The sequence below is a fragment of the Rathayibacter sp. AY1C2 genome, from assembly GCF_002931195.1.
Classification (GTDB): domain Bacteria; phylum Actinomycetota; class Actinomycetes; order Actinomycetales; family Microbacteriaceae; genus Rathayibacter.
Genome location: NZ_PSWG01000003.1, coordinates 45,675 through 65,376, shown reverse-complemented (window position 1 = coordinate 65,376; position 19,702 = coordinate 45,675). Strand labels below are relative to the sequence as shown.

Here is a 19,702-nt window from a genome sequence, read left to right as displayed (position 1 = left end):
GCGCAGCTGGAATGCGGCCCCGGCAGGCCGGCCGGTCGGTGGGGACGCGTCAGGCGCGGAGCGCTCGCAGGACCCGGTCGACGTGCCGCTCGACCCACGTGCCGGTGAAGGGGCCGCTCCGCAGGAGCCATCGGTGGAGGATCGGGCCGAGCAGGAGCTCCGCCGCGCCGGAGGGGTCGGCCGCTCCTCCACTCGCGAGACGCGCGGCGATCGCGCTCAGCTGGGGCTCGAGCAGCAGGGTGCGGTACTGCGCGGCGAGCTCGGTGTCGGTCTGGATCGCAGCGGTCACCGCGCGCAGGAGCGGCTCGGCCACTGGGTCGCTCAGCTCGGCGGCAGTGCCGGTGACCAGGAGGAGCAGGTCGGCGCGCAGATCTCCGGAGTCCGGGACGGCGACGGCCCCGTCAGGAGTCAGGCTCCGCGCGAGGAGCGCGTCGAAGAGGATCGCACCGGTGGAGGGCCAGCTGCGGTAGAGGGTCTGCTTCCCGACTCCGGCGCGGGCGGCGACGCCCTCCATCGTCAGGCGCGGAAGCCCCTCGGTCCCGACGAGGTCGAGCACGGCGGCGTGCACGCGCTGCCGTGTCCTGCTGGTGGCCATTCTCCGATCCTACTGCGAAACGAGACGGAGCGTCTTGTTCGGAGTAGCGTGCAGGCATGACCACTCGACAGACCTGGCTGATCACCGGAGCCTCCCGCGGGCTGGGGCGTGCGCTCGTCCTCGCGGCGCTCGCCGAGGGCCACTGCGTCCTGGCCGCAGTCCGGGGCGCGCACTCCCTGCCCGAGCACGAGCGGCTGCAGGTCCACCGGCTCGACGTCGCGGACTCCTCCGCAGCCGCCGGCGCCGTCGACGCTGCCACGGCGATCGAGGGGCGTCTCGACGTCCTCGTCGACAACGCGGGCTATGGGCTCATCGGCACGGCGGAGGAGGTGGGCGAGGACGAGGTGAGGGAGCTGCTGGACGTCGACCTGCTCGGTCCGCTCTGGCTCTGCCGGGCCGCGCTGCCTGTGATGCGGCGGCAGGGGTCCGGGCACATCGTGCAGATCTCGACCGTCGGCGCGGTGGGGACGATGCCGACGCTAGGGGTCTACAACGCGGCGAAGTGGGGCCTCGAGGGCTGGACGGAGGCGATGGCCGCAGAGGTCGCCCCCTTCGGCGTCCGCGTGACGCTCGTGCAGCCCGGGGAGATCGCCACCGACTGGGCCGGCGGCAGCATGCGGTTCGCGGCCCCGATGCCGGAGTACGACGACCTGCGGCGGGAGCTCTTCGGAGCGGCCGAGGTCCCCTGGCCGACCGACGGTCCGCAGGGAGGCACGCCTCCGGCCGAGGTGGCGGCGGAGATCCTGGCGCACGTCGCTGATCGGAGCGACGCCCGGTTCCGTCTGCTCGTGGGCGACGACGCTCCCGGTCAGGTGCGCGCCGCGCTCGAGAAGCGCCTCGCGGACTACGCCCTCGACCCGCGCTGGGCTGCGTCCGCGCTCTGAGGGACCGCCGCTGAGGTGCCCGGATCGGCTGGCAGTTCCGGCGTGTCGCGAGCACATCCGGGCACCTCAGTGCGGAGGCGCGGAGGCCCGCAGGCGCGGCTCAGAACTCCTCGTAGTTGTAGGGCTCCGGGTCCTCGTCGATCACGGGGCGCGCGATCGTGGCGCGGTTGCTCTTGATGCGGGAGCGGATGTCCTCGACGGCGGCCTCGACGGCGCCGGTGGTCGACTCCTCGTCCTTGATTGAGACCTCGACGGGGACGGCGACGAGCTCGCTGCTCGCGTCGAGCGTCATCTTCGCCTCGATGAGCTCGCCGTCCTCGGTGAACGCCGGGACCGTGACCGCTTCGGAGTGCTCCTGGCGGTCGATCGCGGTCACCAGGTCGAGGAGGGCCTCGGTCACGGCGTCGGTCGTCACGAAGCTCTTGGAGGCGTAGGTCAGCTGCTGCATGCCTCCACTCTCCCGAACGGGAGCGCCCCTCGCGCGGGGTTGCGCCTCGTCGGCCCAGCCCGTAGCGGAGGGGCAGCACGACCGGCGCGGGCGCGAGGAGTCAACCCTCTAGGCCGCGATCCGGGCGTCCGCTTCCCTGGTGGCGGGGCCTCGGGAGGAGGCGCGGGGGTCTCGGGATCCCGGGGCCCCGGCACTCGATCGGGAGGGGACCGGATGCGGCGTCGGGGACTCCGCGGCGACAGGGCGTTCCAGGGCGCCTTCCTGATCGGAGTCGGCCTCATGGCGGCCGTCGACGAGATCGTCTTCCACCAGATCCTCGCCTGGCACCACTTCTACGACCGGTCCACCCCGGCGATCGGCCTGCTCTCGGACGGGCTGCTGCACGCGGCCGAGCTCCTCGCGCTCGTCGGCGGCGGCTTCCTGCTCGCCGACGCCCGGCGCCGATCCGCTCTGCGTCCGCGCACGGCGTGGGCCGCGGGGCTCACGGGGGCGGGACTGTTCCAGCTGTGGGACGGAGTCGTCGACCACAAGCTGCTCCGCGTGCACCAGGTGCGCTACGACGTCGACCTGCTGCTCTACGACTCCGCCTGGATCGCCTCGGGAGCGGTGCTGCTCGCGGCGGGGCTCCTCCTCCTGCCTCGGCGACGGCGCGCGACGGCGTGACCCCGCACGCCGACCACTCCCTGCTCGACCCGGGCCTGCTGCTCCTGGTCCCGCTGGCCGCGGCGGCGGCGCTCGGAGGGGGCGCCGCGGCACTCGGGCGGCGGCGCGGACGGCCGTGGCCGCTCCACCGCACCGCCCTGCTCCTCGGCGGGCTCGCGACCGCGGCGCTCTGCTTCGCGGGTCCGCTCGCGGAGTGGTCGCACGCGGATCCGCGCGGGGCGATGCTGACGCATCTGGTCCTCGGGATGCTCGCGCCGCTCCTCCTGGTGCTCTCGGCCCCCGTCACCCTGGCCCTGCGCGCGCTCGACGTCACGGCTGCCCGGCGGCTCTCGCGGCTGCTCCGGAGCCGCCCGGCCCGTCTCCTCGCCCACCCCGTGACGGCGCTCCTGCTCTCGACGGGTTCCCTCTGGCTCGTGCACGCGACCGGGCTGCTCGCCGCCGCGCACGCGGATCCGCTGCTGCACCTCGCACTCGGCGTGCACTTCCTGCTCAGCGGCTGCCTGCTGACGGCGGCTCTCGCCGGAGTCGATCCGAACCCGCACCGCGCCCCGTTCGGCCTGCGCCTGGGCGTGCTCGGAGCGGGCATCGCCGCACGCGCTGCTCGCGACCGTGCTCTACGCGGAGGCGCCGGACGAGACGGGACGCCAGGCGGCGCTCCTGCTGTTCTACGGAGGCGACCTGCTCGAGACGGCGCTCGCCGTGGTCGTCTGCGCCCGGCGCTACGCGGCGACGGCGCCCCGGCAACCCCCTCCGCCGAGTGCGCCCTGCTCCCTACGCTCGGACGCATGCTCCTCATCTTCGGGACCCGAGCCGTCGAGGACCTCCTCCGGACGCTCGTCTTCGTCTGCCGCGTCTGCGGGCAGCGCGACGAGCAGCGGATCCTCCGCCGCCGGACGCGCCTCTCGCTCTTCTTCGTCCCCGTCCTGACCGTCTCGACCCGCTACCTGCTCGAGTGCTCGCACTGCGGCACCGTGTCCCCGATCAGCAAGGAGGAGGCGCAGGGCTCCGTCCGCTGGGCCGGCAACTCCGACCAGTGACCGCCCCGAGCGGGAGGCTCCCGCGGTGCGCTCAGCGCACCGGAGCCGGCACCGCCGCGGGACGCGCGGCGACCGCGGCCGCGCGCCGCGTCGCCCAGTTGTTGAGCAGCAGCGCCGTCACGACGATGGCCGCGCCGAGCAGGGCGACGGGCCCCGGCCGGTAGCCGCCCGCCATGCTGATCGCGAAGGTCGTGACCGGGACGAGGTTCTGGAAGAGCGTGCCGTTGAGGGCGCCGAGCAGCTTGATGCCGGCGTTCCACAGCAGCACGGCGACGACGCCGGCCAGGAGGATCAGGTAGGCCAGCTGCGGCCATGCCGCGAGCACCTCGGCCCCGGTCGGCGGGTGCGCGGAGCCGGTGGCCGTCGCCACGGCGACCGCGACGGCGATCGAGGGGCAGCCGAGCGCGGTGGTGAGCGTCGAGTACCGCAGCGCCGACCAGCCGGGGAAGGCCGCGGCTCCGCGCGTGTAGACGACCCAGCAGATCGCTCCGAGAAGGGCGAGCAGCTCGCCGAACCCCAGCTCGCCGTCGAGGAGGAGGGCGACGTCGCCGCGGGTGACGACGAGCGCGACTCCGGCGAGCGCGAGCAGGATGCAGCCGACGGTGGCGGCCGGCGGCAGGCGACGCGCGCCGATGCTCGCGAGCACTGCGCCGATCGCGGGCATCATCCCCATCATCAGGCTGACGTTCGGGGCCGAGGTGAACCGCAGAGCCGTGAAGGCGAGCAGGCCGAAGCCGGCGAATCCGGAGGCGCCGAGCAGCGCCAGCCGCCACCCGCGGCCGTCGAGCCGGAAGGCGCGGAGCCCCTCCGCCCGGGCGAGCAGCGCGGCCAAAACGACCGCGGCGGCGGTGTAGCGGATGAGGGTCATGAAGAAGGAGTCGACCGTCGCCGCGATGCTGTCCGCGACCGGGAGCATGCCGCCCCAGAGGATCGGCGGGATCAGGCAGAAGAGCAGACCTCGCGACCGCATGGCGCCCCTGACCCGTCGGGTGCGGCCGCCCCGGGCGGGGGCCGTCGCTCGATGGTGGACCCCGGCGGCTCGGCGCACAAGAGCGCCGCCGACCCCCGAACGGCCCGCCGCGGGGCCGAGCGGACAGGGGTGCGCCGGGTGTGGAGGAGGCTCAGCGAGCCGACTGACCTGCTACGACGAAGACGACGGAGCCGCAAGGACCTTGCATGGCCCCTTTAGGGTGACAAAATTCACTTGCTTCCATCATCTCCGTGCCCCTAGGTTGATCGCAGCACCCCCCGATGCTGTCCTCTGTCAGGCCCTGCTCCGATCCCCCCGTCGGACGCCGTTCCTCACTCGGGTCGCGCCCACCCCGGCGACGACCTCCGTTCCGCGCGGGCGCACATCGGCCCCCGGCCGCGGAGAGGAACAGTCATGACGACACAGCCCGGCCACGGCGCGGACGAGCCGACGGCTCCCCGTCGCCGGGCGACCTGGGAGGCGCACGACGAGACGGCCTCGCGCCCGCTCTCGGGACGCCGTGCCGCCCGCTCCGGGCGCGAACGGGTCTCCGCACCGCGCCGCCTCGCGTCCGCGACGCCTGCCGGAGCGGTGACGGTTCCCGCCGCCCCGACCGCGGTGCTGGAGCGTTCGGCCGCCCCGTCCGCGGTGGTCGAGCGACCGGTCGTGCCAGCCGCTGTCCTGGAGCGTCGGGCTGCGCCGACCGCGCTTCCGGCCGCGACGGCCGCTGTCCTGGAGTATCCGGCCGCCGCGACCGCCGTCCCGGAGCGTCCGTCCGCCCCGACCGCGCTCCTGGAGCGCTCGGCCGCCCCGACCGCGCTGCTCGAGCGTCCGCCGGCCCCCACTGCGGTCCTCGAGCGCACCGGGCTCCCCGCCGTCGACGCCGACCGGCTCCCTCCGGCATCCACTCCGATCCGCGGCACGCGCCCCCGCAGCGGCCGCCGCGCCTCGTCGCGCATCGGCGACCTGGTCGCCGCCCTCCCCGCCCACAACGAGGAGGCCGGGATCGCCGCGGCGATCGAGGGCCTGCGCCGGCAGACCTGGCCGCCGGACCGGATCGTCGTCATCGCCGACAACTGCACCGACGCCACGGTCGAGATCGCTCTCGCGCACGGCGCCGAGGTGTTCGTCACCGTCGGGAACAGCCATAAGAAGGCGGGCGGCCTCAACCAGTTCCTCGCCGAGGTCCTCCCGGGGCTGCAGGACGACGACCTGGTGCTCGTGCAGGACGCCGACTCCGCGCTCGACCCCGGGTTCCTCGAGATCGCCCGCGGCAGGCTGCACGGCGGCATCGGCGCGGTCGGAGGAGTGTTCCGCGGCGGCGAGGGCGGCGGCTTCGTCGGCCACCTCCAGCGCAACGAGTACGCGCGCTACGCCCGCGACGTGCGCCGGCTGAACGGGAAGTGCCTCGTCGTCACGGGCACCGCGGCCGTGCTCCAGGTCGCCGTGATGCGCCGCATCAGCGCGGCCCGCCTGGCCGGCTCCCTCCCCTCCGGAGACGGAATCGGCGGCATCTACGACACCACCGTCCTCACCGAGGACAACGAGCTCACGTTCGCGATCCGCCACCTCGGCTACGACGTGCTGAGCCCCGCCGGCTGCACCCTCGTCACCGAGGTCATGCCGACCTGGGGAGACCTCTGGCGTCAGCGCCTGCGCTGGAAGCGCGGAGCGGTCGAGAACTGCGTGCAGTACGGCTTCACGCGGGTCACGGCTCCCTACTGGGGGCGCCAGCTGCTCACGATGCTCGGCTGCATCATCACGTACGTCTACCTGGCCACGATCGTCTACGCGGTCGGCTGGGGCGAGCTGAGCCTCCAGCCGTTCTGGCTGGCCGTCACCGCGATCTTCGTCGTCGAGCGGATCGTGACGGTCCGCGACCGCGGCTGGCGGTACATGCTCGCCGCCGCGTCGATGTACGAGCTCGTCGTCGACCTGTTCCTGCAGGTCGTCCACACCAAGGCCTACCTGGATGCGCTGACACGCCGTCGGCGCGACTGGTGAAACAGAGAGAGAGACATGTACAACCACATCGGAACAGCCGCCGGAGCCGGAGTCGGTGCCGGAACGCTCGCCATGACCGGGTTCGACTCGGTCTGGCTGGCACTCGCGGCCTTCGCCCTCATCGCTGCGGGGACCGCCGTCCTGCGCATCGCTCCTCGCCGCAAGCGCGAGGTCTGAGACACGGTGGCGGGCGGGGGACAGCCCGCGCCCGTCACCGTCCCACGACCGCCGTCGCCGCGGAGGTCCGGCTCGCGGTGGAGTAGCCGGTCTTCGTCCCGGTGACGGTCAGCGTGATCCGCTTCCCCGCCTGAGCCTTCGTGAGCGTGAACCGCGGCGACGTCGCTCCCGCGATGGCCGCGCCGTCCGCCTTCCACCGGTAGGTGAGGTTGACGGGAGTCGGCGTCCACGGACCCGGGGCTGCCGTGAGCACCGCTCCGACCCGGGCCGTGCCCGTGACGGTCGGCGTCGCGGCGCCGAGGGTGCCGGCGGCGACCGGTGCGGTCGGCTGCGAGGTCGTCGGGCCGGAGCCGTCGGCGGCGCTCACCGTCACGGTCACCCGCTTGCCGACCGCGGAGGAGGGGACCACGAGATCCGGACCCGTCACTCCCGCGATGTCGACGCCTCCCGCCGCCCAGCGATGCACGAGCGGTCCCGTCCGGCCGGCGGAGGAGGACAGGGTCGCGCCCACCGCGGCGGTCCCGACGACGACCGGAGCCGGCGCCGCGTCGGACCGGTAGACCGCGACGTGGTCGACGAGCATCGTCCCGCCGGAGCTCTTCGGAGCGGCTGCACTGTCGCACCCGCACACGCCGTTCGGCAGCCCGCCCCCGATGGCGAGGTTCAGGATCAGCAGCACGTCGTTCGGGACCGCGGCCTGCCACGCGGCCGTCCCCACCTCCGACTCCCGCACCACGTGCCGGGTGACGCCGTCGACGAGGAACTCCACGCGCTCGTCGCCGGGCACGGTCCGGTCGAGCAGGGCGGAGTAGCGGTGGAACCCGGTCACGCAGGACGCGCAGTCCAGCATCCCGCTCGTCCGGCCGGCGGGCTCGTCGCAGGGGCCGCCGTCCGGTACTCCGCAGTGCAGCGTCTGGATCACCTGGGCGGTGCCGTTGACGGCCTCGAGCATGTCGAACTCGCCGGTCGCGGGCCAGTCGATGACGGCGTTCGCGTCCCGCCCGAGAGCCCAGAAGGCGGGCCAGTAGCCGGTGGCCTGCGCGACGTCCGGCAGCTGGATCGAGGCGGTCATCAGCAGTCGGCCGCCCGCCGGCGCCGAGAACGACTTGTCGGCGGTGACGATCCGCCCGGAGGTCCAGGCTCCGGCGGAGTCGCGGAGGGCGCGGATTCCCAGAGCGCCGCCGCCCGTGAGGAAGACGTTGGCCGTCGACGCGGTCGTCCGGTCGACCGCCCCGGTGCCCCAGGTGCCGACCTCGTGCTCCCACTGGCTCCCGACCGGCGCGCCCGCCGGCCCGGTGAAGTCGTCGCGCAGGAGCGTGGTCCAGCCCGGGGCGTCGGCGGGTGCCGCCGTGACGGCCTGGCCGGCGGACGAGGCGGTCGGAGTCGTGGACGCCGGTGCGAGGGCGGCGACCGCCTGCGGGGGTGTCGCCGCCAGCACTCCGAGGCACAGGGCCGCGAGGGCGAGGGCGAGTCGCGGCCGGTCGAGGAGTCGTGAAGGCATGGCGAGTCCTCTGCGTCGAAGGGGCGCGCAGCTGCACGCGCCTCGACGCTAGTGAGGAGTGCTCGCTCTCCCCCCACCCTCCAGGCGGGGTGATCTCCGGCATGAAAGCTCACGACCGGGCTCGGCCGGGCCGGGTCCAGGGTGCTGGCAGAGGGGCGGCCGCCGTCGCCTCCGATCGCCCGTTCGAAGGAGAACACCATGCACCGTCGTCTCACGGCCACGCTCGCCGCGATCGCCCTCGCCCTCGGAGGGGCCGTCGCCGTCGCTACCCCCGCCTCCGCCGGGCAGCTCGTCTACCAGAACGGCGGCCCGGGCAACTGCTACGAGGTCCGCTCGCAGCGCGACTCCCTGGGTCGCGCGCAGGTCACGGTGTGGTGGCACTGCGACCAGGCGAGCAACGTCAAGGTCATCTGGAAGAACGGCCCGGACAGCGGCTGCAACAGGATGAGCGTCATCAACCGCAAGTTCAGCGACAGCTCGGGAGTCGCGTCCCGCTTCGACCGCCTCGTCTCCTGCTGACCCGGACGGGCTGCCCCTGATCCCTTCCGCGAGACGCCACCTCGGTACGCGGCACGCCGCGCGAGGTACTCGGGTGGCCTCTCGCGGGAGGGGGCGGCGGCGGCCCCGCTCAGCGCTCGGCGCGCCCCGAGTCCTCGATGAGGCGCACCTTCACGTTCACGGCGAGCGGCCCCGAGACCGACGGGTCGGTGGCGAGCAGCGCGTGCATCCGCTCGCCCACCAGGCGGAGCGTCTCGGGGGCCGGCAGTGCGGCGGACGCGGCGATGTGCGCGCTCACCGTGGTGAACCCCTCCGACCGGTCGATGTCGACCAGCACGTCGGGCTGCCGCAGGTCCAGCTTCACGGCGAGCGCGTCGGCCGCGGCCTCGACGATCGGCTGGGCGGGGTAGACCCCCGCGACGCCCTCGATGTCGCGGATCTCGGCGGTCAGCCGCTGCGAGAGCTCGGTGTCGTCGGTCATTCCCGCTCCTCCCGGTGGGGGTACACGTCGTCGACGGTCACGTCGATCGCGCCGACGGTCAGCTCGGTGTGGCGCTCGAGGGCGTAGCGGATGCGCTCGCGCAGGCGGTCGGCGGCCACGGCGACCGGCAGGCCGAACTCGAGGGCGCAGGTCACGTCGATTCGAACCACGGCGCCGGGAGCCGAGACGTCGCCGTCGAGGGTGCAGCGGCCCATGATGACGCCGCCCATCGTGTCGCCGGCGCGGCGGATCATCCCGCGCACGGCCGCCTCGGTGAGCGCCAGGCGGAGGGTCGGGTCGGGGTGGCGGACGGGGATGTCGCGGCCGGAGCGCACCTCGGAGCGGATCGCGTCGAGCAGGCCGGCGATCCAGACCTCGTCGCGGTCGGGCTCGCGGTCGGCCTCCTGCCGCAGCGCCCGCGCCGAGAGCTCGGTGAGGCGGGTGAGGTTCGCGAGAGCGAGCCGGCACGCGGCGGAGTTCTCGATCGAGGGGTCGCGCGGCTCGCGGCCGCGGTCGAGGTACTCGCCCAGCTCCTCGAGCGTGTGGCCGTCGAGGTCGTCCTCGGGCACGGCGGCGTCGTCGGTCATCGCCATGCCTCCAATTCGTGGAGCAGGAATCGACGGGCCCGGGCGAGGAGGCCGCGGACCGTCGAGACGGGGAGTTCGAGAGCGTCGGCGATCTCCTGGTAGCTGTAGCCGGCGGTCTCGCGGAGTAGCCAACAGCGTCGCTGATCAGCAGGCAATCGGTCCAGCGCTTCCCAGACCGCGTCCAGCTGGAGTCGCGCCTCCACGATGCGCTCGGGGGAGTGCTCGGGCGGCGCGGGCGGGTCCCAGTCGTCGATGTCGTCGTGGCGGCGGCGGACGCGGATCCGGTCGATCGCCTTGTGGGTGACGATGCGCCTCAGCCAGTTGCGGATGTGCGCCGGGCTGTCGAGATCGGCAAGGCGCCGCCAGCCGGTGAGGAACGCCTCCTGCACCACGTCCTCGGACTCCGCCTCGGAGCCGAGGAGCTTCGCGGCGTAGACGCGCATGAGGGCGCCGTGGCGGCGGGCGAGCTGCTCGAACGCCTGCACGTCGCCGTCGACGGCGCGCGCGGCGAGGGTCGCGTCGGACGCGTTCAGGAGGGGGTCGTCGTCGATGAGCGCCTCCTCCGCGGTCCCGCGCGCGGTGTCCCGCGCGCCGATGCCCTCAGTGTGGGGCGCCGTCCGGCATGACTACCAGCCTTGACAACGGGCCGCCGAATCCGCTGGCCGGATTGCGAGTGCCGCCGATGGGGGACGCCTCGAGACGGGATTCGTGACATTCCGGCTCCTCGACACGTCTTGATTCCGTACCCCTCGTGCGTCCCCCCGAGCGCACGGACCCCGAACCCGGAAGAAGTCCCCCATGCACTGCTCCCTCCGCCGCCGCCCCGGGCGGACGTCATGAGCGAGTCGACCTTCACCCTCGGCAGCCCCTTCGCGGGCGACGAGCGGGCCGACCGGCGCTACGAAGCCTCCGGCGACGATCCGTCCGCCGCGTCCGCCGTCTACTCCGAGGCGTACGGCGGAGGCGAGTTCCGCGTCGCTCCGTTGCAGCGCGGCTTCTCCTACCGCTACGCCGTCCGCGGCAGCGACCGGGTGACCCTGCGCACCTCCGACTGCTCCGGCGCCCTCACCGGCCAGGTCCCCCACCTGAAGGAGTACGTCGTCGGCTGGTTCCGCGCCGGAGGCGGACGCCTGAACCTCCCGCCGTTCACCCGGACCGGCGCGCTCTCAGCCCCGTTCCTGTTCCCCGCGGAGCGCCAGTTCGGGCTCGAGTTCGAGCCGCACCGGCAGAACCTCATCCACTTCGCCCCCGGGTTCCTCGAGGACGTCGCGACCGAGACGCACGCCGGCCCCCGCCAGCCCGTCTCCTTCGACTACGGGGCGGACGCCGACCCCGGCGTCCTCGCCCGCTGGCGCGCCGCGGTGACGGAGGCGAGCGCCGCGCTCGCGACGGCCGCGATCACTCCGCTCGTGCGCTTCACCGCCGAGCTCGACCTCGCCCGGGTGCTGCTCCTGCTGTTCCCGTGGCGCGCGTGGGACGTGCCGGCCGTGCTGCGGCGCCCGTCCGCCTCCCGCACCCGGGTGGCGCTCGACTTCCTCCAGCACCACGCCCACGAGCCGATCACCCCGGCCGACGCCGCCCGCGCGGCCGGTCTGCACACCCGCACACTGCAGCAGGCGACGAAGCGGCACCTCGGGGTGTCGCCGTCGGTCTACCTGCGCGACGTGCGCCTGGACCGCGCCCACTCCGACCTGGTCGCCGGCGACCCCTGCTCGACCACTGTCGCCGCGGTCGCCCGCGAGTGGGGCTTCGGCAACCTCGGCCGCTTCGCGAGCGCGTACCAGATGCGCTTCGACGAGAAGCCGAGCCACACGCTGCGCCGCTGACGCGCAGCCCCGGCGAGCCCGAGGGCCCGGACCGTCTCAGGACGGTGCCGGGAACTCGTCGTCTCCGGGTGCGTCCCGAGGGGCCGTCTCGGAGGATGCTTCATCGTGTCCTCCGACCGGTCTTCCGGACACGGACCTCGTGACACTCGGCGCCGGCTCAGCCCGGCTGATGCACGTGGATGTCGCTGCTCGACGTCACGCCGTTGAACTCGAGATACAGCTGCCCCTCGACGACCGACACGGTCAGCGTGTTGCGGCGCTCGAGTACCGCGACCGCGGCATCCAGGAACCCCTGGTCGAAGCTCTGCACGGTGATCTGCTCGAGCCGGTGGACGCGCTTGCCGGACCACGCCGCGATCACCTTCTCCGGGTTGCGATGCGTGTAGACCGTCGTGCGGTCGGCCAGCTTGCTCCCGAAGTGCAGTCGCTCGGCGTCCGGCGCGCCCACCTCGATCCACGTGGTCAGCCTGCCGGTGAGATCGCGGACCAGCACCGCCGGCTCGGTCGCTGTCGACGAGATCCCCTCGCTGAAGGTGATCCCCTCCACGTATTCGAGGCAGTACGCGAGCACGCGCGTCATCATGTACGCGTCGGTCTCGGAGGGGTGCCGAGCGGCCCGCAACGTGATGTCCTCGTAGACGCCGCGGTCCACATCAGCCAGCTGTATCGCGAAGTTGTACATCACTGCGCCGGCTGCCACGTGTGCGAGCTTATGTCCTCTCGCTCATCGAGGAGCGCGAGGCTTCTCCGGCGCCGGTGGGGGCATCAGGTTCGCGCGCCTACTGGGGGGCGCCTCCGCGACCAGGAGCTCGAGGCCTGGCTCGGGGTCAGCCGGACGCCGATCCGGGAGGCGCTGCTCCGGCTGGCCCGCGTCGGCCTCGTCTCGGCCAAGCCCGGCCGGGCGACGATCGTGACCCCCGCCACGGCCGAGAGCATCAGCGACGCCCAGCAGATCGCCGCCGCCATGCACGAGCTCGCCACGCGCCTCGCCGGCCCGGCCGTCACTCCGGAGGCGCTCGCCGCGATGGAGTCGGCGAACGACGACTTCGCGCGGGCGCTGGCGGAGGGCGACGTCGAGCTGGCGCTGCGCTCCGACGACGCGTTCCACGCGGTGCTCACCGGGCTCAGCGGCAACGGGATGATCGAGGACGTGCTCGAGCAGGCCACTCCGCTCATCCGCCGTGCCGAGCGCCAGCGCTTCGCCTCCCTCGCGGCCGGTGGATCCGTGGAGCAGCACCGCGCGATCGTGGAGTCCCTCCGCGCGGGCGACACGGACGGCGCCGCCCGCCTCAGCCGCGAGAACTGGATGACGCTCGACCGCCACCTGCACTCGGCCTGACGCGCTGCTCCTCCGCGGGGAGGAGTCCGCGCTCGGTCATGCGCGAGGCCGACGCGATCGCATCCGCGACGAACCGCTCGGTCAGGTCGGCATGCCCTCGCCCGCGCGCTTCGCATCCGTCCCGAGAGCTGAGCGCCGCCCTCCCCGCGCCTCCGCCGCCGGGATGCGGGTCGAGGCGGGTGCCGGGCGCGGCGCGGAACGACGGACGGCCGACGCGCGGGCGACCGGAGCGCTCTGGAACACTCGAGCGAGGGGCGGGGGCTCCGGAGCGGGGGAGCCGTGGCGTCACGCTTCGTCGAGCTCGACGGTCTGCGCGGCCTCGCCGCCCTCGGCGTGGTCGTCTACCACTTCACCACCGCGTTCTCGCTCGATCATCCGGATGCACCGCCGGGATCCTTCGCGCTCCCGTTCGGCGAGTTCGGCGTCCAGCTCTTCTTCGTCATCAGCGGCTTCGTGATCCTGATGTCCGCGGACCGCGCGCGGCGGCCGTCGGACTTCGCGATCTCCCGCGTCAGCCGCCTCTACCCGGCCTATTGGATCGCGGTGGTCGTCTCGATCGTCGTCGGCGCTCTCGCCCGCGTCCCCGGCACCGACCTCACGCCGCTGGAGCTGCTGCTCAACTTCACGATGGTGCAGCGGCTGCTGCTGGTGCCCAACGTGAACGGCGCGTTCTGGACGCTGGCCGTCGAGATGCAGTTCTACCTGCTGGTGCTGCTCGTGCTCGTCCTCACGAAGTGCCGGTTCACGGATCGGCTGGTCTGCGTGCTGGTGGTCGTCTGGCTCGGCGTCGCCGTGACCGCCTCCGTCGCCGCTCACCTCGCCTCGGGAGGCGTCGACGTCGTCTCGGCGCCGGTCGCCGTCCGGGTCCTGGCGAACCTGACGCTGGCCGAGTACGGACCGCTCTTCTGCGTCGGGATGCTGCTGTTCCTCTCGCGACGGCAGGGGCGCTTCGAGCTCCTCGCCGTGCCGGCGGCTCTGATCGCGGCCCTGAACGCCCAGCTCCTCCACGGCGGGCCGGACGGAGCGGTCGTCCTCGGCGTCTGCGCGGCCGTCACGGTCGTCGCGATGCGGCGCCGGACCGCCGTGCTGAGATGGGCGCCGCTGCTCTGGCTCGGGCGGATCAGCTACTCGCTCTACATCCTCCATCTGGTCGTGGGCAGCGCGATCGTCAGCGCGCTGTGGCCGCTGATCGGCCGCGACGGAGCCGGACTCGTCGCCTTCGTCGTCGTCCTCCTGCTGTCGTGGGGCGTCAACGCGGTCGCCGAGGAGCGGTGGAGCCCCGCCTGGCGCCGCGCCCTCACCCGTCGGCGCGACCGCCGGCTCCCGGCGGGGACGGCGACCGCGGCCTGACGCGGCTGTGCACTCCGCTGGCCGCTCAGCGAGTGCGCCGTCGAGGCCTGTGGACGCCGGTGGCCGCGAAACGCATCTCCGCTCGACGTTCCCTGCACCTTGGCTGAGCCGCCGGGACGTCCGGGCCCCGGGCCACGTCTTCATCATGTGCCACGGATCGTGAGCACCGCGGCCCCGGCCACGACCTCTGACCATCTGGAGAAGATCATGACCAACGTCACCCCCACCAGCCTCGCCAACGCCTCCTCGGCCAAGCACGGCACCGCCACCTCGGCCGGCAAGAACACGATCGCCGACGGCGTCGTCGAGAAGGTCGCCGGCATCGCGGCCCGCGAGGTCCCCGGCGTGCACGACCTGGGCAACGGCGCCGCCCGCGCCATCGGCGCCATCCGCAACGCGATCAACGCGCAGGACCGCGGCCAGGGCATCTCCGTCGAGGTCGGCGAGAAGCAGGTCGCCGCCGACATCACCGTCGTCGCCGAGTACCCCGTCGCGCTGCAGAAGCTCGCCGACAGCATCCGCTCCGCCGTCTCCGAGGCCATCTCCTCGGTCGTCGGCATGGAGGTCGCCGAGGTGAACGTCACCATCTCCGACGTCTTCATCCCCTCGGACGACAAGGACGACGAGACCGAGAGCCGCGTCAAGTGACTCCGTCCCACATCGGCCTGGTCCTCGGCGCGGTCCTCGCGCTGACCGCCCTCGTCTTCGGCTTCTGGGCGCTCCTCTGGGTCGCCCTCGCCATGGCGATCGGCTACGGCGTCGGGCGGGTCGTGGAGGGCAAGCTCGACCTGCGCTCCCTCGGCGACACCCTCCGCGGGCGGCGGTCCTCGTGACCGCGGCGGTGATGGCCGACGAGGCCAGCCACGGCCGCACGACGATCAGCTCGCGCGCCGTGCGCCGAGTCGTGTCGGCCGTCACCGCGGAGGCGCTGGACGTGAACTCGTCCGACGTGTCCGTCGAGCTCGACGACGAGGGAGGACGCCTCCACGTCGTCGCGCACGCCCCCATCCACGTCACGCCCCTGGGCGAGACGGGCCGCCGCTCCTCCGGGACGCTGCTGGACCGACTCAGCCGGGCGCAGACGACCATCCGCTCGCGCTGCCTCGAACTGACGGGCTCCACGATCGGCCGGGTCGACCTCCGGATCACCGGTGCCGACCTCCGAGAACGAAGGAGGGTGTCGTGACGACTCCCACCACTGCCGGCCGGGCGCTCTACCCGCGCCTGGTGCGGCGCGAGACGCACTCGTCCCGCTCCGGATCGGCGATCGTCCTCGCCGTCCTGCTCATCCTCCTGTTCGCGTGGCTGGGCACGGAGGCGGTCCTCGCCGTCCTCGGCCAGCCCGCGCTGCTCGTGGCCCCGCAGGACGGAGCGTCCTCGCTGCTCAACGCGGCCGCGGCGCCCATCGCGCTGACCGCCGCCGCCGGCGCCGTGCTCGCGCTGATCGGGCTCGTCCTGATCGTCGTGTCGCTCAAGCCCGGCCGTCGCGGCCGTCGCGCCGTCAGCACCGACCGCACCGCGGCGATCGTCGACGACCGTGTCATCGCGCAGGCCGTCGCCCGCACCGCCGGCTACGCCGGTGACGTCGACCCGGACGACGTGTCGGTGTCGGTCGGATCCCGCGTCGTCGACGTGACGGTCTCCCGCACCTCCGGCCGCAGCATCGACGTCACGCCGATCCGCGAGGCCGTCGACGCCGAGCTCGCCACGTTCGACTGCACCCCGCGCCTGCGCTCCAAGGTGCGCCTGTCCGAGAAGGGAACGGTCCGCTGATGACCACCACGAACCGATTCCTCAACCGGCTGCTCCTGTTCGTCGTGGGCCTCGTCCTCCTCCTCGCCGGCGGCGCCGTCGCTGTGGGGTCGCTGCTCCCGCAGGTGCAGGAGAACGTGTCCACCGCCGCGCAGGACGCGGCCGACCCCACGAGCCAGGCCCTCTCGGGCGGCACCCCGTGGATCCTCTGGGTCATCGCGGTCGTCGCGCTCGTCCTCATCCTGCTGCTGGTGCGCTTCATCGTGCGCCAGGGCCGCGGCCGCACCGCCACGCTGCTGCGCGTCGGCTCCGGAGAGGGAGCGGGGACGCCCACGGGCGGCTCCGTCACCATCGACGCGAAGGTCGCCGAGCAGGTCCTCGAGGAGGCCCTGTCGCAGGAGCCGTCCATCGTCGCGGTCGACGTGACCGCGTTCGAGATCAAGCACCAGAAGGTGCTGCGCGTCACCGCGCACACCCGCCGCGGCGCCTCGCCCGCCCGCACCCGGCAGACGGTCGACCAGGCCGTCCGCCAGTGGGACGCCCTCCTCGGCGAGGAGACGCCCGTCGTCATCCAGATCGTCAGCGGTCTGCGGACGAAGATGAGCGGCACCGCCCGCGTGCAGTAGCCGCCGGCACCACCGTCCGGCCCTCCCGATCGGGAGGGCCGGAGAGCCCCGCTCAGGCGGGATGGAAGTCTTTCTGAAGGAGCACCCCATGTCCGATCCGATGGAGCCCGGCACCGTCGAGCGCATCCGCACCGATGAGCAGCCGACCCCGAACGAGCAGAGCCGGCGCGAGTCCGTCCGCCGCGACGGGAAGCCGTCCGAGCCCGAGTCGACCGAGAGCCGGGTCGCGACCGTCGCCGGCGAGAGCGCCCAGCGCGTGTCCGGCGTCCACCACCTCGGCGGAGCCGTCGCCCGCGGCCTCGACCGCGCCTCCCGCCGCGTGCTGGGCACCAGCACCGTCCCCGGAGTCACGGTCTCGAAGGCCGACGGCGTCACCACCGTCGACATCGACCTCGTCGTCGAGTACCCCCACCCCGTCCGCGAGGTCCTGGACGCCGTGCGCGATCAGGTGCAGCGCGTGGCGGAGCCGGTCGCCGGCGGCCACGTCGTCGTCAACGTCGAGGCGACCGACGTCCACGGCCCGTTCGACCCGATCGAGAAGCCGGAGGAGGACGAGGAGCCGCTCGTCGACACCGCCAAGCGCGCCGCGTCCGACGCCCGCGACTCCGCCGTGGAGGCCGCCGGGAACGCCCGCGACGCCGTCTCCGGTGCCGTCGACTCCGCCCGCGGACGCCTGGCGGATGCCGCCGACGACGCCGCGGACGCGATGGACCGCGCGGCCGACGAGCGCGACGAGCGCGACGAGCGCGCAGCCGCCCAGAAGACGGCCGACGACGAGCGCGCCGCCGAGCGCGACGAGGACGACCCCCGCGTCGAGACGCACGCGGCCCCGGCCGTCGTCGAGACCGCGGAGTTCGTGGTCCGCGTCCAGGTCGAGCCGGTCGACGACGACGGCGACCCCCGCACCGCGACCGTCGAGGTCGCTCCGGCGGAGGAGTCCGAGCGCGACGAGGCCGCGGCCGATCGCGACGACGCGTCCGACGACGCCGACGCCCACCGCTCCGAGGACGACCGCGCGTCGTCCGCCGCCGGTCGGGAGTAGTCCCGTGCGCACCCGCTCGTACGGCGCGCGACGCAAGCCGCGCGCGGCCTGGATCGCGCTCGGCACGGGCGTCGTGCTCTCGTTCGTGGTCGTCGTCGCCGTGCTGCTGCCCGTCCTCGGGCTGATCGGCGCGGCCGACGGCACCACGGCCGGGGCGCTCGACGTCCCGGTCGGCGCGATCGTCCTCTCGATCGTCCTCAGCTACGCGGTCGGCCTGGCCTGCCTCGCCGTCGCGTTCCTCTCCCGCAACGCGGCCCTCGCCTGGGTCGCCGCGGTGGCCGCCGTGATCGCGACGCTCATCGGCTCGATCTGGCCGCTCGTCGCGACCGGATTCGCCAGCGTCGACCAGGCGAAGGACGTCATCCCCTTCATCCAGGACCTGATCGCCCGGGTCCGGGGGTAGCGTCGGGGCGATGAGCTCCGACTACCTCCGCGCCTACGACGACCAGCTCCGCTCCGACGCCGAGACCCCGAGCGCCGTCTCCGTGACGCGCGAGGGGCCTCTGCGTCTGGTGACCTTCGCCGGCGGACGCGGATTCATCACCTACCGCGACCTCGGCGGCGCGTCCTCCGCGGAGATCGCCCGCCTGGTCGCCGCGGCCTGCGCGCACTTCGACGCCGATCCCGGCATCAGCCGCGTCGAGTGGAAGACCCGCGGCCACGACGAGGCCCCCGGCCTGCACGACGCGCTCGTCGCGAACGGCTTCGCGCCGGACGAGGCCGAGTCGATCATGGTCGGCCCGGTAGAGGCGCTGCTCTCGGACCGGCCGGTCCCGGAGGGGGTCGTGCTGCGGCGGGTCGTCGACGAGCCGGACGTCCGCGCGTTCAGCGCCATGATCGACGCCGCCTTCGAGGAGGAGGTCGACGTGTCGATCGCCGATTCGCTCGTCGCCCGCCTGGCGCGCGGCGACGGCATGGAGCTGTGGGTCGCCGAGGTCGACGGGCGGATGGCGTCCGGCGGCCGGCTCGAGCCCGTCCCCGGAACCGCCTTCGCCGGCATCTGGGGCGGAGCGACGCTGCCGGAGTACCGCGGACGCGGGCTCTACGGCCTGGTCACGGCCGCCCGCGCCGCCTCCGCTCAGGCCCTCGGGAAGACGCTCGTGCACAGCGACTCGACCGAGTACTCGCGGCCCATCCTGGAGCGCGCGGGCCTCGTCCGGGTGTCGACGACGACTCCGTACCGACGGCGGCATCCGTAGTCCGCTCTCCGTGCGTGCGCGGGGATCTCGATACGCGCGCTGAGCGCGCTACTCGATCAGCATGTCGGGGACCCTTGCTGGTCGAGTAGCGGCGCAACGGCGGATCGAGACCCGCCCCTTCGAGCGTGGGGGATCTCGATACGCGCGCTACTCGATCAGCGTGGAGGCCTGGTGAGACCCGCCCGATCGTGCGCGCGCTGCTCCGATCAGCTCGGGGACGTGATCTCGAGCGCGATGTTGTCGGGGTCGCGGAACTCGAGGAGGCTCATGCCGCCGGCGTCCTTGATCGGCTCGTGCGCGATGCCGAGGTCGTCGAGCACGGCCGCGGCCGCCTTCAGCGCGTCGAGGTCGGGGACGGTGAAGCTGACGTGGTCGAGTCCGACCCGGTCCTCGTCGAAGCGGTCGTCGCCGGGCGCGACGGGGCGCAGGCCGAGCAGTCCGCCCGGGAACTGGTAGATCACCCCGCCGAACACGAACGCCAGCTGCTCCTTCTCCTCCGGCGACGCGTCGGCCGGCGGCGCCTCGAAGGCGACGTCGAAGCCGAAGACGGAGTCGTAGAAGGGGCGCGAGACGGCGATGTCGCGGACGGTGAGTCGGACGTGGTTGTAGTCGACAGCGGGGATCGGCACAGGGGTTCCTCTCGGCGGGGCGGGCGGAGTGCCCGTCTCCAGTGGTTCGGAGGCGGCGGGCCGCCGGTTCGGGGCTGGCGCCGCCTCCGGGGAT

General features: G+C 73.6%; 26 protein-coding genes and 1 pseudogene. 18 read left to right on the top strand and 9 right to left on the bottom strand.

Going from position 1 to position 19,702, the window contains the following annotated elements; translation table 11 throughout:
- Positions 1 to 49: 49 nt before the first annotated feature.
- Positions 50 to 595, bottom strand: coding sequence for a TetR/AcrR family transcriptional regulator (locus tag C5C55_RS03565; protein WP_104232939.1), 546 nt, complete (start codon positions 593 to 595; stop codon positions 50 to 52).
- 56 nt (positions 596 to 651) lie between these two features.
- On the opposite strand from C5C55_RS03565, the gene C5C55_RS03560 reads away from it, so the two are divergent.
- Entirely contained in the window at positions 652 to 1,479 is an 828-nt protein-coding gene (locus tag C5C55_RS03560; RefSeq protein ID WP_258059797.1) for an SDR family NAD(P)-dependent oxidoreductase, read from the top strand.
- 100 nt (positions 1,480 to 1,579) lie between these two features.
- Here the strand turns inward: C5C55_RS03560 and C5C55_RS03555 are convergent, their stop codons facing one another.
- Positions 1,580 to 1,927, bottom strand: a complete 348-nt coding sequence (locus C5C55_RS03555) for a hypothetical protein (RefSeq protein WP_104223965.1) — start codon at positions 1,925 to 1,927, stop codon at positions 1,580 to 1,582.
- 213 nt (positions 1,928 to 2,140) lie between these two features.
- Here C5C55_RS03555 and C5C55_RS03550 point away from each other — a divergent pair, with 213 nt between their 5' ends.
- Positions 2,141 to 2,590, top strand: a complete 450-nt coding sequence (locus C5C55_RS03550; protein WP_104232938.1) for a DUF2243 domain-containing protein — start codon at positions 2,141 to 2,143, stop codon at positions 2,588 to 2,590.
- On the top strand, positions 2,587 to 3,627 hold the full coding sequence (locus C5C55_RS03545) for a cytochrome c oxidase assembly protein (RefSeq protein WP_219812983.1): 1,041 nt from the start codon (positions 2,587 to 2,589) through the stop codon (positions 3,625 to 3,627). Before C5C55_RS03550 ends, C5C55_RS03545 begins: the two co-directional genes overlap by 4 nt.
- A gap of 31 nt (positions 3,628 to 3,658) precedes the next feature.
- On the opposite strand, the gene C5C55_RS03535 is transcribed toward C5C55_RS03545, so the two are convergent.
- Positions 3,659 to 4,597 (bottom strand): DMT family transporter, encoded by a 939-nt coding sequence (locus C5C55_RS03535; protein WP_104232937.1) that lies wholly within the window; start codon positions 4,595 to 4,597, stop codon positions 3,659 to 3,661.
- A gap of 414 nt (positions 4,598 to 5,011) precedes the next feature.
- Between C5C55_RS03535 and C5C55_RS03530 the strand changes: the two genes are divergently transcribed.
- Positions 5,012 to 6,601, top strand: a complete 1,590-nt coding sequence (locus tag C5C55_RS03530) for a glycosyltransferase family 2 protein (RefSeq protein ID WP_104232936.1) — start codon at positions 5,012 to 5,014, stop codon at positions 6,599 to 6,601.
- A gap of 15 nt (positions 6,602 to 6,616) precedes the next feature.
- A complete protein-coding gene (locus C5C55_RS16450) occupies positions 6,617 to 6,778 on the top strand; it encodes a hypothetical protein (protein ID WP_167305255.1) in 162 nt (53 codons plus the stop codon).
- A 34-nt stretch (positions 6,779 to 6,812) separates the two neighbouring features.
- Here the strand turns inward: C5C55_RS16450 and C5C55_RS03525 are convergent, their stop codons facing one another.
- Complete coding sequence (locus C5C55_RS03525) at positions 6,813 to 8,279, bottom strand: family 16 glycosylhydrolase (RefSeq protein ID WP_104232935.1); 1,467 nt, start codon at positions 8,277 to 8,279, stop codon at positions 6,813 to 6,815.
- A gap of 198 nt (positions 8,280 to 8,477) precedes the next feature.
- Here C5C55_RS03525 and C5C55_RS03520 point away from each other — a divergent pair, with 198 nt between their 5' ends.
- Positions 8,478 to 8,798: a hypothetical protein gene (locus C5C55_RS03520; protein ID WP_104232934.1), complete on the top strand. Its 321-nt coding sequence runs from the start codon at positions 8,478 to 8,480 to the stop codon at positions 8,796 to 8,798.
- A gap of 109 nt (positions 8,799 to 8,907) precedes the next feature.
- Here C5C55_RS03520 and C5C55_RS03515 read toward each other — a convergent pair whose 3' ends face one another.
- The 3 genes from C5C55_RS03515 to C5C55_RS03505 are packed head-to-tail and all read right to left on the bottom strand — an operon-like array spanning position 8,908 to position 10,330.
- A complete protein-coding gene (locus tag C5C55_RS03515) occupies positions 8,908 to 9,258 on the bottom strand; it encodes a hypothetical protein (RefSeq protein WP_104232933.1) in 351 nt (116 codons plus the stop codon).
- A complete protein-coding gene (locus C5C55_RS03510; protein WP_104223973.1) occupies positions 9,255 to 9,851 on the bottom strand; it encodes an Asp23/Gls24 family envelope stress response protein in 597 nt (198 codons plus the stop codon). The genes C5C55_RS03515 and C5C55_RS03510 overlap by 4 nt, the downstream gene beginning before the upstream one ends.
- Complete coding sequence (locus tag C5C55_RS03505) at positions 9,842 to 10,330, bottom strand: RNA polymerase sigma factor (protein ID WP_258072484.1); 489 nt, start codon at positions 10,328 to 10,330, stop codon at positions 9,842 to 9,844. The genes C5C55_RS03510 and C5C55_RS03505 overlap by 10 nt, the downstream gene beginning before the upstream one ends.
- A gap of 351 nt (positions 10,331 to 10,681) precedes the next feature.
- Here C5C55_RS03505 and C5C55_RS03500 point away from each other — a divergent pair, with 351 nt between their 5' ends.
- Positions 10,682 to 11,671 (top strand): AraC family transcriptional regulator, encoded by a 990-nt coding sequence (locus C5C55_RS03500; protein ID WP_104232931.1) that lies wholly within the window; start codon positions 10,682 to 10,684, stop codon positions 11,669 to 11,671.
- 157 nt (positions 11,672 to 11,828) lie between these two features.
- Here the strand turns inward: C5C55_RS03500 and C5C55_RS03495 are convergent, their stop codons facing one another.
- Complete coding sequence (locus C5C55_RS03495) at positions 11,829 to 12,371, bottom strand: YaeQ family protein (protein WP_104232930.1); 543 nt, start codon at positions 12,369 to 12,371, stop codon at positions 11,829 to 11,831.
- 12 nt (positions 12,372 to 12,383) lie between these two features.
- On the opposite strand from C5C55_RS03495, the pseudogene C5C55_RS17000 reads away from it, so the two are divergent.
- From C5C55_RS17000 to C5C55_RS03445, 11 genes and pseudogenes are all read left to right on the top strand, one after another.
- Positions 12,384 to 12,572: pseudogene (locus C5C55_RS17000) on the top strand (GntR family transcriptional regulator); the annotation flags it as partial.
- Between the two features lie 9 nt (positions 12,573 to 12,581).
- On the top strand, positions 12,582 to 13,010 hold the full coding sequence (locus C5C55_RS03490; protein WP_258072483.1) for a GntR family transcriptional regulator: 429 nt from the start codon (positions 12,582 to 12,584) through the stop codon (positions 13,008 to 13,010).
- Positions 13,011 to 13,289: 279 nt separating this feature from the next.
- Positions 13,290 to 14,360: an acyltransferase gene (locus C5C55_RS03485; RefSeq protein WP_181067758.1), complete on the top strand. Its 1,071-nt coding sequence runs from the start codon at positions 13,290 to 13,292 to the stop codon at positions 14,358 to 14,360.
- 207 nt (positions 14,361 to 14,567) lie between these two features.
- Positions 14,568 to 15,008, top strand: a complete 441-nt coding sequence (locus tag C5C55_RS03480) for an Asp23/Gls24 family envelope stress response protein (RefSeq protein ID WP_104223989.1) — start codon at positions 14,568 to 14,570, stop codon at positions 15,006 to 15,008.
- Positions 15,005 to 15,193: a DUF2273 domain-containing protein gene (locus tag C5C55_RS03475; RefSeq protein ID WP_104223990.1), complete on the top strand. Its 189-nt coding sequence runs from the start codon at positions 15,005 to 15,007 to the stop codon at positions 15,191 to 15,193. Before C5C55_RS03480 ends, C5C55_RS03475 begins: the two co-directional genes overlap by 4 nt.
- Positions 15,190 to 15,546, top strand: a complete 357-nt coding sequence (locus C5C55_RS03470; RefSeq protein WP_244230558.1) for a hypothetical protein — start codon at positions 15,190 to 15,192, stop codon at positions 15,544 to 15,546. The genes C5C55_RS03475 and C5C55_RS03470 overlap by 4 nt, the downstream gene beginning before the upstream one ends.
- Positions 15,543 to 16,133, top strand: a complete 591-nt coding sequence (locus tag C5C55_RS03465) for a DUF6286 domain-containing protein (protein WP_104232927.1) — start codon at positions 15,543 to 15,545, stop codon at positions 16,131 to 16,133. The genes C5C55_RS03470 and C5C55_RS03465 overlap by 4 nt, the downstream gene beginning before the upstream one ends.
- On the top strand, positions 16,133 to 16,738 hold the full coding sequence (locus C5C55_RS03460; RefSeq protein WP_104232926.1) for a hypothetical protein: 606 nt from the start codon (positions 16,133 to 16,135) through the stop codon (positions 16,736 to 16,738). Before C5C55_RS03465 ends, C5C55_RS03460 begins: the two co-directional genes overlap by 1 nt.
- 88 nt (positions 16,739 to 16,826) lie before the next feature.
- Positions 16,827 to 17,780, top strand: a complete 954-nt coding sequence (locus C5C55_RS03455) for an Asp23/Gls24 family envelope stress response protein (protein WP_181067757.1) — start codon at positions 16,827 to 16,829, stop codon at positions 17,778 to 17,780.
- 4 nt (positions 17,781 to 17,784) lie between these two features.
- Positions 17,785 to 18,183: a hypothetical protein gene (locus C5C55_RS03450; protein WP_104223994.1), complete on the top strand. Its 399-nt coding sequence runs from the start codon at positions 17,785 to 17,787 to the stop codon at positions 18,181 to 18,183.
- Between the two features lie 10 nt (positions 18,184 to 18,193).
- Positions 18,194 to 18,979 (top strand): GNAT family N-acetyltransferase, encoded by a 786-nt coding sequence (locus C5C55_RS03445; RefSeq protein WP_104232924.1) that lies wholly within the window; start codon positions 18,194 to 18,196, stop codon positions 18,977 to 18,979.
- 206 nt (positions 18,980 to 19,185) lie between these two features.
- On the opposite strand, the gene C5C55_RS03440 is transcribed toward C5C55_RS03445, so the two are convergent.
- Complete coding sequence (locus C5C55_RS03440) at positions 19,186 to 19,608, bottom strand: VOC family protein (protein WP_104223996.1); 423 nt, start codon at positions 19,606 to 19,608, stop codon at positions 19,186 to 19,188.
- Between the last annotated feature and the right edge of the window lie 94 nt (positions 19,609 to 19,702).